The organism is Iodobacter fluviatilis (assembly GCF_004194535.1).
Classification (GTDB): domain Bacteria; phylum Pseudomonadota; class Gammaproteobacteria; order Burkholderiales; family Chitinibacteraceae; genus Iodobacter; species Iodobacter fluviatilis_A.
Genome location: NZ_CP025781.1, coordinates 2867985 through 2882797 on the forward strand (window position 1 = coordinate 2867985; position 14813 = coordinate 2882797).

Below are 14813 nucleotides of genomic sequence, written 5' to 3' on the forward strand. Positions count from 1 at the left end.
GGTACGATCTAATTTAAGAATAAATACAATGCATTATGATTGCTAGGGTCTGTTGACGTTTCATTCACGGCTGCGTTTGGCCCAGTTTTGGGGCTGAACAAGGAGAAAATGGCGACATGATACGAGTACCATGAGCGATTTTTAACTTTTGTTCCGCCCCTAAAATGGGCTAAACCCGAAGGGCTGAGCCGGGAAAGGGCCATTCACTGCGTGATGCTCCTCGACAATAACCCGTTATTGCCTTCGTCACATGCCTTGTGCCTAGCCGTTTTCCGGCTCAGCGCAATGGCGAATGAAACGCCAACAGGCTGCTAGGCTAATTGCGCCTAGCATCACTATGGCCCAAGGGTTTTTCTGGGGCTATTAAATCTCGGATGCGCTGTTTTAATTCTTTAGACTCCGGAAAACGCCCCTCGATTCTTCTATCCCAAATAATGATATCCATACACTGCACAACAAATAGGCCTCCAGTGCCTGGTTGCAGGGCCACTTCTCCGACCTCATCCGCGAAGCTTGATAGCAACTCTTGAGCAAGCCACGCTGAGCGTAGTAACCAATTGCATCGGGTGCAATATAAAATACTGATTCGGGGTTTAGTGATTGGCGTCATTAAAATTTTAAACCTAGTTGCTGGAGTTGCTTTGCGGTTTCATTGGCGTTGGTATGGTGAATACCATGCCAACCCAGTTGGCTTGCTGCGTGGGCATTTTTGGCGACATCGTCAATAAACACCAGCTCATTAGGCTGCAAGCCTGTTAAATGGATGCGCTCAAACATCGCTTGATAAATGGCCGGATCAGGTTTGATTAAGCCTAAGCGCCCAGATACCACAATATCTTTAAAGCGGTGCAGTAGCGGAAAGTGCTCCCAAGCATAGGGAAAGGTTTCATCTGACCAATTAGTTAGGCCGTAGAGTGGAATATTAGCTGATTCTAATCGCTCCATCAGTGCTACGCCATCAGGTAAAGTGCCTCGTAGCATTTCATTCCAGCGGCTATAAAATGCCGCGATCAAATCACTGTACTCGGGAAACTCGGCCTGTTTGATGGCGATTGCATCAGCCCATGTGCGGCCACGGTCTTGCTCAATATTCCATTCGCTATTGCAAACGTGACTGAAGAAGAATTTTCGCTCTTTTTCATTATTGATTAGCTTGCGATAAAGATAATCGGGATTCCAATCAAATAATACACCACCAAAATCAAAGACAACGGCTCGAATGGTCATCATCATCGCTCAAGGCAAACGCAAGAGGGGATATTCTACCTCTTGCGTTTGCCTTGATGCGGGTTAATCGTTGATTTATAGAGAGAATAGCGACAAGTACCATTTACCGTCATAAATCAGTACTAGCAGCCTGTCGGGCTTAGCATCAGTCAGCTGCAAAATCACCTGATCGGCCTATATTTCACCAGATTTTTGACCAATAACTCGTTATTGGTGCTGCAAATCCGGCAAAATCTGGTTTCGATCATGCGATTTTTCGCTTCGACCGTCTAAGTCCGACAGGCTACTAGGGTTAAAATTTGCGTTAACGATGTGCTAAGCGGGTGGGTTTAATTGCGAGGGTCTTTTAACGCCGTACTGCCCCAAAAAGGCAGCCAACCCGAAGGGCTGATTCGGGAAACGGCCATTCACTGCGTTATGCTTCTCGGACATAACGTGTTATTACCTTCGTCGCATGCCTTGTGCCTGGCCGTTTCCCTGCTCAGCGCAATGGCGAATGAAACGTCAACAGACGCTAGCAGCCTGTCGGGCTTAAGACTGATCTATTACGGAAAAGCCGGATTTGGCCATATTTCACGCATTTTCTCGTTGAATAGCCAGCTATTCGCCTCAAAAACCCGCGAAATCTGTCTCAAACCGGTCTTTCCCTCGCTACGATCGCTTAAGTCCGACAGGCTGCTAGGCACATATAATTTTTAACCGCCTTAGCTCACGCCATAATACCCAGCTAATCATGATGCCGATGGCAACATTTACCACGGGTAGCGCGGTGTACACGCCGTTCACTCCCCACCATTGTGGCATTAGCCATAGCGCTGGAATCAATACCAAGGTTTTACCTAGGGTGCCAAATAACGATAAACGTGTGAGCGCCATGGCTTGTAAACCAATTACCCCTACAATAATTACCCCATCAAAAGGCAGGGCGAAGAGGTGTAGCTGTAAGGCTTGGCTTGCAGAGCTAATCAACGTCTGATCTTGTCCTGCGTACAGGGTGGCGATCGCTTGCGGGAAAAACTGCACCAATGCCAGCAGTACAAAGCTAAGTAATAAGCTGACTTTTAACCCATAGCTTAGCGTTTGCGCCAGCCTTTGCTGCTGCCCAGCGCCGGTGGCATGGCTTAATATGGGCTGCATGCCAAGTGCTAAGCCGTGTACCAGTAATATAAAAACGGCCTCGGTATAACCCGCCACGGCGTAAGCGGCTATATCAGCACCCTTGCCATATTTTAATAATTGATAGTTATGGGCTAACAAGAGGAAGGCGAGGTTGAGCTCCATCAGTAAGCTAGAAAAACCCAGCCCCAGCATTGATGGCATACTTTGCCAGTGCGGGCGCAGATCGGCCAGACTCATGCGTAAGTTCGCGTAGCGGCTAAAGAAATAAACTAAGCCAGACAATGTAATTAAGCCTTCAATGAGTAAGGTGGCGCTTGCTGTCCCAGCCAAACCCCAACCAAGCTGCACCACAAACAAGTAATTGAGCGCGATATTGCTTAATGCACCAGCGGTGACCAAAGCGGTGACAAGTTTAGGGCGGCCATCATTGCGCAGTAAGTAAATCACCGCCATTTGCCCAATGGTTACCATGCCGCCCCAAAGCATCAGCGATAAATAGGAGCGGGCTTCTAGCAGCACCGCTGGATCATGATCTGCATTAAGCAGCCTTAATATGCTTTCCTGCTGGCTAATGCCAATCACAGGCAGGGCGATGCCGAGCGCCGTAATAATTAAAATGGTATTGGACAGTGCTTGCCGTGCTTGTTTGATTTTGCCTGCACCTTGCAGCATTGAGATACGCGTAGCCGCGCCCATGCTGATCATTGACCCAAGGCCAATTTGCAATAAAATTACCGGATAAATCAGATTGATGGCCGCCAGCGCATGTGATCCTACATAGCGGCCAACAAATATGCCATCCACAACAATATATAAGCCGACCACCAACATACCGGCGATGGATGGAGTCACATAGCGCCAGAATAGGGTTTTAACTGGTAAGGTGTTTAGATCGTGCAGATTTTTGCGGTTCATAAGGCTCGTTTGCGATTATTTGAATCAGGTCATGGAATAATTTGAAGATGCTAACATTTAATCGGTCATGAGCGATTAATTAAATTTGTGGAATAATCCCAGGAACTATCAGAGAGCAGTCATGGCAAGAAAGACGAAAGAAGATGCACAAAAAACCCGCGATGCCATTTTAGATGGTGCAGAACAGGTATTTTTGGCTAAGGGGGTGGCCCAATCTACGATGGCTGATATTGCCGATGCTGCTGGCGTTTCCCGTGGTGCGGTTTATGGGCATTACCCAAATAAAATTGATGTGTGCAAAGCAATGAGCGAGCGTATGTTGGCTTGTCAGTCTATGCACTATTGTTCTAGCCATCACAGTGCAATGGAAGCATTGGTGCAAACGGGCTTGTACTACCTGAGGCTGTTTTGCCAGCCTAGTTCGATTCAAACGGTGATTGCCATCTTGTATTTTAAGTGTGAGCGTAGTGCAGAAAATGCCCCACTCATTAGGCACCGAGATTTAATCACTAAGCTCGCCATGCATTACAGCCTGCGCCTCTTGCGCCGGGCCGTGCAGAATCAGGAATTACCCGCCAGCCTTGATTTACGCCTTAGTAATCACTACCTGCATACCGTCTTTGATGGCACTTACGACATGCTGCAAGACTTGTACCCTGATCGTCCGCAAGCGGCACTGCCTGATTGCGAACGTATATTACGCACCGCCGTAGAAAGCTTGCGGCAAGCTCCACACTTGCAGCAAAAAACATCTTAAGTAGGGGAGGTGACATATGAGGTGGTCTTTACACCCTATCCCAGAGGCCACCTCTTTAAGATAGCTGCGTGCTTTTAATCAACAGCTCTGCAGGCTTTTGCGCGTGCCGAGTGCAGTTTTTTGTAGCTATCAAGTAGGCGATGGTGTCGATCTAGGCCCTCCAGCTTCATGCTGGTTGGCGCTAAGCCGAAGAAGCGTATGTCGCCGTGGACAGAGCCGAGTACCGCGTCTATTCGTGCATCGCCAAACATACGGCGGAAATTAAGCTCGTAATCAGCGAGTTCCAGCTCATCGTTCAACTCGATTTCGAGCACCACATTTAATGCTTGATAAAACAGGCCGCGTTCGGCGGTGTTATCGTTGTATTGCAGAAAAGCACCGACCAAGTCGTGCGCATCATCAAATTGCCGCAATGCCAGATGAATCAGTAGTTTGAGCTCCAGAATGGTGAGTTGACCCCAAGCCGTGTTTTCTTCAAATTTGATGCCGATGAGGTCCGAAACGTCGGAATAATCACCCAGCTCGTTGTCTTCTAAACGCTCAAGCAGGGCTGCTAAAGTGGTGTTGTCCAAGCGATGCAGGTTTAAAATATCAGCGCGGAACAATAGCGCTTTATTGGTGTTATCCCAGACCAAATCTTCTATCGGATAAATTTCTGAATAGCCTGGCACCAAAATGCGGCAGGCTTTGGCACCCAAATCCTCATACACCGCCATATAGGCTTCTTTGCCGATGTTCGCCAAAATGCCGAACAGCACCGCAGCTTCCTCAGTATTGGCGTTATCACCTTGGCGCGAGAAATCCCACTCCACAAAAGTAAACTTGGATTGGGCACTGAAAAAACGCCAAGAAACAATACCGCTGGAATCGATGAAATGCTCAATAAAATTATTCGGCTCTGTTAAGGCTTGGCTAACAAATGTGGGGCGAGGTAAATCGTTCAGGCCTTCAAAACTACGGCCTTGCAGTAATTCGGTTAGGCTGCGCTCAATGGCGACTTCTATATTCGGATGTGCGCCGAACGAGGCAAACACGCCGCCAGTACGCGGGTTCATCAAGGTGACGCACATCACGGGGTAAACCCCTCCCAGCGACGCATCTTTCACCAATACCGGAAAACCTTGCTCTTCTAAGGCTGCAATGCCCGCTAAAATGCTTGGGTATTTTTCCAGCACGGCTTGTGGCACATCGGGTAGCGTGATTTCACCTTCTAGAATTTCGCGTTTAACCGCCCGCTCAAAGATTTCTGATAAACATTGTACTTGCGCTTCGGCAACCGTGTTACCGGCACTCATGCCGTTGCTTACAAACAAGTTTTCGATCAGATTGCTAGGGAAATACACCGTCTCGCCATCGGATTGGCGCACAAACGGCAGCGAGCAGATACCTCGCTCGGTATTGCCAGAGTTGGTGTCATACAGGTGCGAGCCACGTAATTCATCATCGGGGTTGAAAATGGCTAGACAGTAGTTGTCCAGAATTTCCGTCGGCAGCGCGTCATTTGGGCCGGGCTTAAACCAGCGCTCGTCCGGTGAGTGAACAAATTCGGCGTTGGCAATGTCGTCCCCCCAAAACTGCCCCGCGTAGAAATGGTTGCAATTGATACGCTCGATATACTCGCCTAAGGCCGATGCCAATGCGCTTTCTTTACTTGAGCCCTTGCCATTGGTAAAGCACATCGGCGAGTGTGCATCGCGAATATGAAGCGACCACACATTTGGCACAATATTGCGCCACGAGGCAATTTCGATTTTGATGCCCAAATCCGCCAGTAGGCTAGACATATTGGCGATGGTTTGCTCAAGCGGCAAATCCTTGCCAACGATATAGGTGTTTGCATCGGACGCTGGGTTAAGTATCAATAGAGACTGCGCGTCGGCTTCTATGTTTTCAACTTCTTCAATCACAAACTCGGGGCCGGTTTGCACCACTTTTTTGACGGTGCAGCGCTCAATCGAGCGCAAAATACCTTGACGATCTTTGGCCGAAATATCAGCTGGTAATTCGACCTGAATCTTGAATATCTGCTGATAGCGGTTTTCTGGGTCAACAATATTGTTTTGTGATAAGCGAATATGCTCGGTTGAAATATTGCGCGTTTCGCAGTACAACTTTACAAAGTAAGCTGCACACAAAGCCGATGAAGCGAGGAAATAATCAAATGGTCCTGGTGCCGAGCCATCGCCCTTATAGCGGATCGGCTGATCGGCTACCACCGTGAAATCATCGAATTTGGCTTCCAGACGAAGCTTATCGAGAAAGTTAACCTTAATTTCCATGGGAGAATTCCAAAATAGCAGTCAAATTGAGTTGGTTGCTATTATCCGGTTTTTCTCCGCCCTAGTCTTAGTAGCCTGTTGGACTTAGAGCTAGCCTACTGCAAACAATGCCGGATTTGGCTATATTCCATGCATTTTCTCGTTAAATAGCTTGCTATTTTCCTCAAAAATGCATGGGATTTCATCCTCCTGTTAATTGCAAAAGGCTTAAATCGTTTTTATCAGCCAGCCGTTAGCGGTGTCTTCCACCTCATAGCCGCGTGCTTTTAATTGGCTACGCACCTCATCGGCCGCCGCCCAGCTTTTATCTTGGCGATATTGTTGGCGCTCTGCGGCGAGAGCTTGAATATCTGCGGGAACCTCAGCTGCAGCTGCGGGTTGCCAGCGGGCTAAATCTAAGCCAAATACGCTGTCAAAGCGTTTGAGTGTGGCTTTTTTATTCGGAGCGCTCAGCTCTGATTTTAATAGCTCCCACATCAGGGCAATCGCACGCGGAAGGTTTAAATCTTGGTTAATTTCATGAGTAAACCGCTCTAGGTAGGTGCCGTCACATTCGCCGCCATTGGGCAGGGCTAAGTAGCTTTCGCGCAGGCGGCCTAACGCAGTTTGTGCGGCGCTCAGTGCATCCCAGCTAAATTGCAGCTGGCTGCGGTAGTGCGCAGTCAGGCAAAGATAACGATAGGCCAGCGGATCGATTCCCCTATCAATCAGGGTTTGCAGGCGCAGGAAATCACCGCTGGATTTACTCATTTTGCTGGCGTCTAGCTGCAAGAAATAGCCGTGCAGCCAGAAATTAGCCAGCCGTGTGCCGTGGCAGGCTTGATTTTGGGCGATTTCATTGCTGTGGTGGATGGCGATATGGTCTTCGCCCCCGCAATGGATATCAAACCACGGCTCCAGATATTTAGCCGACATGGCCGAGCATTCAATATGCCAGCCTGGAAAGCCACTGCCCCAAGGGCTTTCCCATTCCATTTGCCGAGCGCTATCTGCTGGGCTAAATTTCCACAGGGCAAAGTCAGTAATTGATTTCTTTTCGCCCAGCGCTACGCGGCTACCGGCGTTCAGGCCTTCACGGTTTAAGCGGGCTAAATAGCCGTAATCGTCTTGTTTATTGGTATCAAAATATATGCCGTCGCTATTGGCGTAGGTATAGCCTTTTTCTTCTAAAACCTGGATAAAGGCGATTTGCTCGGCAATATGCTCGGTGGCTTTGCACCAGAGTGTAGGCTCCAGCATATTGAGCGTGGTTAAATCATTTTTAAATACTGCGCTGTAATAATCGGCAATCTCCCATGCCGATTTGCCAGATTTACGGCTACCGCGCTCCATTTTATCTTCGCCCTCATCGGCATCGGAAACCAGATGGCCAACGTCGGTGATATTAACAATATGGCGTACCGTATAACCATTAAACTCCAGTGTGCGGCGCAAGATATCTTCAAACAAGTAAGTGCGTAAATTACCAATATGCGCGTAGTCATATACGGTAGGGCCGCAGCAGTACAGGCCAACCCAATCATTGCGGATGGCTTGAAATGGCCTTAAGTGGCGTTCCCAGTTGTCGTATAGATACAGCGGCATATTGTTGACACCTTATTAACTTAAATAAACATTGTACTGAGAATAGAGATAAGCTGGGTTTGAATCGCTCTGCGCTTTGTTACCTTTTGTATGTAAAGTTTGGCGATGGATGGCACAGCCTATGAGTAGTAAAATAGCGTGCTGCTATTTGGATGAATGCTCAGTCTATAATGGCGTAAATCAGTGAGGTCAGTGAATGAGTTCTGAATGCGTACTTTGCCAAGAAAGTGGTGGTGAAACACTTTGGCAAGATGATTTTTGCCGCGTGGTTTTAGTTGATGAAGCGGGCTATGCAGGATTTTGCCGCGTGATATTAAAACAGCATGTGGCAGAGTTTAGTGATTTAAGCCTGACTGATCGAAACCGCTTAATGCAATTGGTATTTGCTGTTGAATCGGCAGTACGCAGCACCTTGCAGCCAGATAAAGTCAATTTAGCCTGCTTAGGTAATATGGTGCCACATTTGCATTGGCATGTGATTCCTCGGTTTAAACAAGATCGCCATTTCCCTGCCCCTATTTGGGCCGAGGCTGCTCGCCCAGATGCAGAGAGCCAAATTACAAGCAAGCAGCTATTAGCCCTTAAAATTGCCTTACAGGCCCTACAAGCATGAACTCCTTGCCCTTTACCGATGCCCGCAGCGCCAAAGACTGGTTGATTTTACTTCCATTGATTAACACGCCGGTGGCGCATGCCGAGCTAAGACACGCCATGCGCGCTTTAGCCAGTAGTGATTTAGCGGTATTAGAATCGCTGAAAGCTTTAGAGATATTGCGCGAATCTGTACACGATGTGCAATTTGCTTTACTCACAGAATACGCAGCTAAGCCTTTACCTTTAAACACGCATGAGCAGGCGCAGTGGCTCGCCGCTTGCGATTTGTGGGGATCCATGGCGGATGCCTATGCACGTTGTTGGGAGGCCGCTGTTGCTAAAGACTCTGTGGTACACGAGTTTTTAGCTTTATTGGCGCAACGTACTTTGCGTTGCCTAGGCTTTGTGATTCGTGGGTTTTACACCGTAGGGCAAAAAGTACCTGACACAATTTGGGAGAAAACTTTTGCTTGTTATTGTTTGGCTGAAAAACAAAATATTTGTGAGCAAAAAGTAAAAGATAGCCTCCTTTATGTTGGTGAAACGACGACTGTTCAAGCGGTGTTTATCCATGGCCTATTATTGTCTGCAGCTAACCCAGGGCAGTACACGCTAAAACGCTTGCTCTGGATAGATCTAAGATTGGAGTTGCTTGCATTACGCAGCAGTATTGCCCTTGCCGCACCGGCTGCGCCGGGAAAAACAGCTTTGCAAATTGATTTGAATCACCCAGCGCCGCCGCAGCGAATTGGCGTACCTTTGCACGGAACTAGCGTGCGCGAAATTGATACCTTGGCGCTGGCGCAAGTGTTATCTAAGCGCATTAAACTGCTTCGCCAAGGTAAAATGCCAGAAGAGCTTGGCCTTGGTAAAGACTTTAGCCCGCAAGTAACGACGGATATCTTGCTAGATCTGTACCGATTTTGGTGCGATCACAGTACAGAGCGCGCGCCAAGGGAGGCTACCGCTCGTACTGTGCCGGTTATCTTAGGTTTACATGCGCAACATCGTTATGTGATGGATAGCCTGTATCAGACGCCACCTCAGGAGGCGGGTTTTGGCAGCCGTGATTTGCTGGATATACACTTGTTTGGTGATGTGGCTTCTACGCGGCAAGCTGCCTCGGTGCAGGCTTTGCCCCCATTGAGTCATGGGAAGTAATCAATGAAACGGCACAAGGTTTACGAGTAAGCCGCAAGGCGCAGCAGGGAGAGAGGATCAGCTTAAATCAATTGATGGTGGTTAAGTCATCGTCCCGTTACTTAGCTGGGGCCGTTCGTTGGTTGGAAGAAAGTGATGGGCAGTTGCATGTGGGAATGGTGTTACTGCCTGGTTTACCAAAATCTGCTGCGATTCGTCCTTCAGAAACTACCCGCAGCGATGCAACGTATACCGATGTGGTGCTGTTACCGGCAATGTTGGCCTTAAAAGCGCCAATTTCTCTATTATTGCCTATCGGCTGGTTCAGAATGGGCCGGCAGTGCGAGCTTTGGAATGGCACAAGCATGGTTAAAATCAAGCTACTAACCTTGCTAGAGCGGGGTAGTGATTTTGAACGTGTTTATTTTACTGAGTTGATTCTTTAATTATGTAAGACGCCGATTTTTTAATCTAAGCCCATTGCAATGCGTAATAGTTTTTCTTCGTCAACGCTATCAATTTGCGATGGGCCTAAAAATAGCTCGGCGTAGCCTTTCCATACTTTCTCTTTTACAAAAATCTCAAATAAATCTGTATCAATATGCTGCTCCTTCGCCATACGCGCCAAGATGGTGAGGGATTGGGATATTTTCATGCCGTCTTTATATGGCCTATCCCGAGCCGTAAGCGCTTCAAATACATCAGCAATGCCCATGATGCGGGCTTGAATACTCATTTGATTTTTGGTCAGCCCGCGTGGATAGCCTTTGCCGTCCATTCTTTCGTGGTGGCCTCCGGCAAATTCGGCGACGTTTTTTAAATGCTTGGGCCATGGCAGGGATTCAAGCATTTCGATGGTGACTTCAATATGGTGATTAATAATTTGCCGCTCTGCGCCGGTGAGTGTGCCTCGGGCAATGGATAGATTTTCTATTTCTTCGCTGGAAAGAAAATTACTGGTTTCCCCTTCAGGATTTAGCCAAATTTGCTGCCCAATGGTTTTTACCCGCTCGCAAGCAGCATCGGGCATAAACTCCCCGCCGGTATTGGCATGCTGCAAAAAAGATCGATCTGATTCGATTTGTTCTACCCGCTGTTTCCATTCTATTTCTGTGGATTTTCCGCGTAGATAATCAATTTCTGCATCCCGTTTTAGTACTTCAAAACGCGTATCTATTAAATGAATGCGATCAAAAATAGTTTGTAATTTTGTGGCTTTATCCACAACGTGTACGGGGGTGGTTATTTTTCCGCAGTCGTGTAATAGCCCTGCAATTTTTAATTCGTAGCGATCCCTATTATCCATTTTAAAATCAGCTAAAGCGCCGTAATTGGCTTGATTTACTGCCTCGGCTAACATAATGGTGAGAGCAGGGACACGCTGGCAATGGCCACCGGTATAGGGTGATTTATCATCGATGGCTAAGTTGATTAAGTTAATAAAAGATTCAAACAGTTCTTCTAGTTGATGAATTAAGCGGCGATTAGTGAGGGCAATGGCAGCTTGGGAGGCAAGCGATTCGGCCATACTTTGGCTATCTTCATCAAAATAGCTTAATTCCCCATTCTGATCTTTGGCATTAATTAATTGCAATACGCCGATGATTTCTCTTTCATGGTTTTTCATGGGCACCGTTAAAAACGATTTAGAGCGGTAGCCGGTGCTGGAATCAAAGTTTTTGGTGCCTGAAAAATCATAGCCTTTGGCGGTATAGGCGTCTTCAATATTAATGGTGATATCTTTATTAACGGCGCAAGCCACTACATTATTTAAATTGGGCGAGCCATCGGTATGGCGCAGCATGACTGGTGGTAAGTTAGTGGGGTGGCCGGTGGTGCCACCAAGGGCAATGCCAAGCGATTCGGTGATTACAATCTGAAAATAAAGTGCGCCGTCTTTTACAATATAAAGTGTGCCTGCATCGGCATTCACTAAGTGCTTGGCGGCAATAAGTATGGTTTCCATTAGCTTGTCGATATGATTTTCACAAGATAATGCAATGCCAATTGCATTGAGTTTTTCTAAGCGCTCGTGAAGGATGTCGTGGCTTAACATCTTGCACCTACTTGATGCACACGGCACGAATCTGTGCCATATCGGTGAGGCCTTGCAGTACTTTCTCAATACCATCTTGTTTAAGAGTACGCATACCTTCCTCTAAAGCGGTGGCAAGTAGCTCGGCGACTCGAGCGTGTTCTTGGATCTGTTTTTTTATGTTATCTGTGCCAACTAATAGCTCGTGTAAGCCAAGCCGCCCTTTATACCCAGTGTGATTACAGGCCTCGCAGCCTTGGGGCCGATATAGGGTAAATTGGCCTAGTGTGCCAGCGTCTTCTTTATTAGAAAATTGGGCTATCCAGTCTTTATATACGGTCTCTAAGGCGAGTTCGGGGTCCTTCTGCCAGTCGGTCGTTTGCTGTAGCTCTACGCTGTATTCATGCAGCATGGACTTGATTTCTGCTGAATCTGCTATATAGGCTTCTTTGCATTTGCATAGCCTTTTTGCTAAGCGTTGCGCCAAAATACCTAGCAGCGCATCGGCAAAGTTAAAGGGGTCCATTCCCATATCTAGTAGGCGAATAATCGATTCTGGGGCGCTATTGGTGTGCAGGGTAGCAAGCACCAAATGCCCAGTGAGCGAGGCTTCAATACCGGTGCTGGTGGTTTCTTTATCGCGCATTTCTCCCACCATTATGATGTCGGGATCGGCGCGTAAAAAGGCTTTCATAATGGTGGCAAAAGTTAGCCCCGCCTTATTATTGACTTGTACTTGCCGTAGACCTTTTTGGGTAATTTCTACTGGATCTTCTGCAGTCCAGATCTTGGTGTCTGGGGTATTAAGGTGTTTTAAAATCGAGTGCAAGGTCGTTGTTTTACCGGAGCCGGTTGGCCCGCACACAAAAAACAAGCCATAGGGCTTGGCAATTACGGTTTTTAAATTGGTGATGGTGCGGGTAGAAAGCGCTAGTTTATCCAGCGGCAGTGGCTCACCCGAGGCCAAAATGCGCATCACCACATCTTCAACGCCGCCTTGGGTGGGGATGGTGGCTACACGCAGCTCAATATCGTAGCCTGGTACGTATTTTTTAAACTTGATCTTGCCATCCTGTGGCTTGCGCTTTTCTGAGATATCTAAATCGCACATGATTTTGATGCGGGTCACTAAGGGGCTGCGGTAGGACGCAGGCACTTCTTTGTAATGCACTAAAGAGCCATCACGGCGAAAGCGAATACGGGTTTTTTCTTGGCCAGGTGATGGTTCAATATGGATATCGGATACGCCGGTTTTATAGGCTTCAACAATAATCTGATTCACCAGTTTAACCAGCTCATTGTCTTGCGCCGCCGAGATTTCTTCGGGCGATACAGGCTCGGCGTCCTCTTCATCCACCATATTAGAGAGCAGAGTATCGATATTGTGATCACTGCTTTGTTCGCCAAAAAATAAATCCAGTGTTTGTTGGAACTCGGTTTTGGTGGTGACGCGATAAATGGCTTTTTTATTGGGAAAAACATGGGCTACGGTATGACTGCCTCGGATGCGCTCTGGGTCTGTGGTGAGAATAATAATACCTGCTTTTTCTTCATCAACAGGCAGCCATTGATTTTCTGCAGCGTATTCTCGTTTGATATGTTTCAGTAAGTCTTGTGACTTGATTCTATCGGGCCTAAAGGCTTCATACGCCACGCCAAAATACCCTGCCAGCGATTGTCCAAGTGCAGCGAGGGGGACTTGGTATTTATCGCTGAGCAGAGCTTCTAGATCGAGTTTATCGCGATGGCTTTCACGCAAGGCTACTTGCAGCGCAGCTTGGGTGAGGACATTGGCGGCCACTAAACCACCATATTTATGCTGTGGAGAAAAAGGGAAAGGCTGTTGCTGCCTTTGTTGCAAAGCAATGGCGAGCGTTTTGGACAGCAGCCGGATTCCTTCTTCGGTTTGCACTTCAAAGGGCTGCTGTTGCTTATTATTGATCAGCTGGACTACCCCAATGAGGGTGCCATCAAGCTCCGCTAATAGTGGGGCTGCGAGCATTTCTCTTGCGTGAAAGCCGGTTTGTTTATCGACAGCCTGCAAAAATTGTAGGGTAGGGCTATAGCTGGCTAGTTCCTCTGAGTTATAAACATCACGAATATTTACTAGCTGCTTATGATTGGCAACAAAACCGGCTATGCTGCGATCATTGACCGGAATTCGCAGCTCTTTAAAGCCTTCTAAACCTGTTTTAACCCTTGAAGTCATTTCATTGCCGGTATCGTTGGCAACATAAATAGTGAGCCGTTCTGCGTTAAACACCGTACACACTTCTGCGCTAATTTCGAGCAAAATTTCATCAATATGCCGCGTCGCATGAATGCGATTGGTCAGCGCTTGTAGTTCATGCATAAAGCGCAATGCACTGTCTTTTTGGCTCATGATTTACTCAGAAAGTGATGATTTGGTTCTGCTCTAAGCGGCTAATGCTAATGTTTGAATGATCCCGCAAAATCTCTTGCATGGTGAGCTCAGAGTCGGCGGGTTTTAAGTGGGTAACCAGTACTTGAGCGGGGCGATTTAAAAATTTGAGCTGTTCTAGCAAGGTCAGTGGGCAAAAGTGTTTGGCGGCATTGGCCAGCTCGTATTCGCGATTACTAAATGCGGTTTCGATAATTAAATGGCTGAGGTTTTCGGTGGAATTCACGATGTCCCAAAATTCTGTGTTACAGACCGAGTCCCCGCTAAAAATCACCGCGCTTTTACCACTATCCAGCTTATATCCCACGGCAGGCACGGTGTGGACGGCGGGAATTGCGGTAATGGTGCATTGGTCTATGCAGCAAGATTGCCCAAGCTCTAGTAGCGAGTAGCGCATAAAGGGGGCTTTGGCATTGGGAATCTTGTTAAAGTCTGGCCAAATTGCCCAGTTGAAAATATGTTTTTTTAAGACATTGAGGGTGGTTTCTGTGGCGTAGACCGTGATTGGTGCATTACGGCTGCCCATAATGGTATCAACCAACATAGGAAGGCAGGCAATATGATCGAGATGGCTGTGGGTGATAAATACATGCTCAATTCGGGTGAGGGCGCTAAAGCTTAGGTCGCCTACGCCTGTGCCTGCATCAATCAAAATTGAATCATTAATCAAAAAAGACGTGGTGCGGTTTGCTCCGCCGATTCCGCCACTACATCCCAATATTCGTAATTGCATAAGCAGCC

Annotated in this window: 12 protein-coding genes; 4 read left to right on the plus strand and 8 right to left on the minus strand. The window is 47.5% G+C overall.

Going from position 1 to position 14813, the window contains the following annotated elements:
• Positions 1-316: 316 nt before the first annotated feature.
• From C1H71_RS12710 to C1H71_RS12720, 3 genes are all read right to left on the minus strand, one after another.
• Positions 317-610 (minus strand): SelT/SelW/SelH family protein, encoded by a 294-nt coding sequence (locus tag C1H71_RS12710; protein ID WP_130106870.1) that lies wholly within the window; start codon positions 608-610, stop codon positions 317-319.
• Positions 610-1230: an HAD family hydrolase gene (locus C1H71_RS12715; protein ID WP_262488287.1), complete on the minus strand. Its 621-nt coding sequence runs from the start codon at positions 1228-1230 to the stop codon at positions 610-612. The genes C1H71_RS12710 and C1H71_RS12715 overlap by 1 nt, the downstream gene beginning before the upstream one ends.
• Positions 1231-1905: 675 nt before the next feature.
• A complete protein-coding gene (locus tag C1H71_RS12720) occupies positions 1906-3261 on the minus strand; it encodes an MATE family efflux transporter (RefSeq protein WP_130106871.1) in 1356 nt (451 codons plus the stop codon).
• A 121-nt stretch (positions 3262-3382) separates the two neighbouring features.
• Between C1H71_RS12720 and C1H71_RS12725 the strand changes: the two genes are divergently transcribed.
• Complete coding sequence (locus C1H71_RS12725; RefSeq protein ID WP_130106872.1) at positions 3383-4018, plus strand: TetR family transcriptional regulator; 636 nt, start codon at positions 3383-3385, stop codon at positions 4016-4018.
• Between the two features lie 74 nt (positions 4019-4092).
• Here C1H71_RS12725 and C1H71_RS12730 read toward each other — a convergent pair whose 3' ends face one another.
• On the minus strand, positions 4093-6297 hold the full coding sequence (locus tag C1H71_RS12730; RefSeq protein ID WP_130106873.1) for an OsmC domain/YcaO domain-containing protein: 2205 nt from the start codon (positions 6295-6297) through the stop codon (positions 4093-4095).
• 207 nt (positions 6298-6504) lie between these two features.
• The gene (gene cysS / locus C1H71_RS12735; protein ID WP_130106874.1) at positions 6505-7881 is read right to left on the minus strand and encodes a cysteine--tRNA ligase; all 1377 of its coding nucleotides are present in this window, start codon (positions 7879-7881) and stop codon (positions 6505-6507) included.
• A gap of 196 nt (positions 7882-8077) precedes the next feature.
• Between cysS and C1H71_RS12740 the strand changes: the two genes are divergently transcribed.
• From C1H71_RS12740 to C1H71_RS12750, 3 genes are all read left to right on the plus strand, one after another.
• Positions 8078-8494: an HIT family protein gene (locus C1H71_RS12740; protein ID WP_130106875.1), complete on the plus strand. Its 417-nt coding sequence runs from the start codon at positions 8078-8080 to the stop codon at positions 8492-8494.
• Entirely contained in the window at positions 8491-9636 is a 1146-nt protein-coding gene (locus tag C1H71_RS12745) for a hypothetical protein (protein WP_130106876.1), read from the plus strand. The genes C1H71_RS12740 and C1H71_RS12745 overlap by 4 nt, the downstream gene beginning before the upstream one ends.
• Positions 9637-9710: 74 nt before the next feature.
• Positions 9711-10061, plus strand: a complete 351-nt coding sequence (locus tag C1H71_RS12750; protein ID WP_130106877.1) for a hypothetical protein — start codon at positions 9711-9713, stop codon at positions 10059-10061.
• Positions 10062-10081: 20 nt separating this feature from the next.
• Here C1H71_RS12750 and C1H71_RS12755 read toward each other — a convergent pair whose 3' ends face one another.
• Genes C1H71_RS12755 through C1H71_RS12765 form a run of 3 tightly spaced genes read right to left on the minus strand, consistent with a single transcriptional unit; the run spans position 10082 to position 14805 of the window.
• Entirely contained in the window at positions 10082-11671 is a 1590-nt protein-coding gene (locus C1H71_RS12755) for an HD family phosphohydrolase (RefSeq protein ID WP_130106878.1), read from the minus strand.
• Between the two features lie 7 nt (positions 11672-11678).
• Positions 11679-14033 (minus strand): GspE/PulE family protein, encoded by a 2355-nt coding sequence (locus C1H71_RS12760; RefSeq protein ID WP_130106879.1) that lies wholly within the window; start codon positions 14031-14033, stop codon positions 11679-11681.
• 7 nt (positions 14034-14040) lie between these two features.
• Positions 14041-14805: an MBL fold metallo-hydrolase gene (locus C1H71_RS12765; RefSeq protein ID WP_130106880.1), complete on the minus strand. Its 765-nt coding sequence runs from the start codon at positions 14803-14805 to the stop codon at positions 14041-14043.
• Positions 14806-14813: the final 8 nt, after the last annotated feature.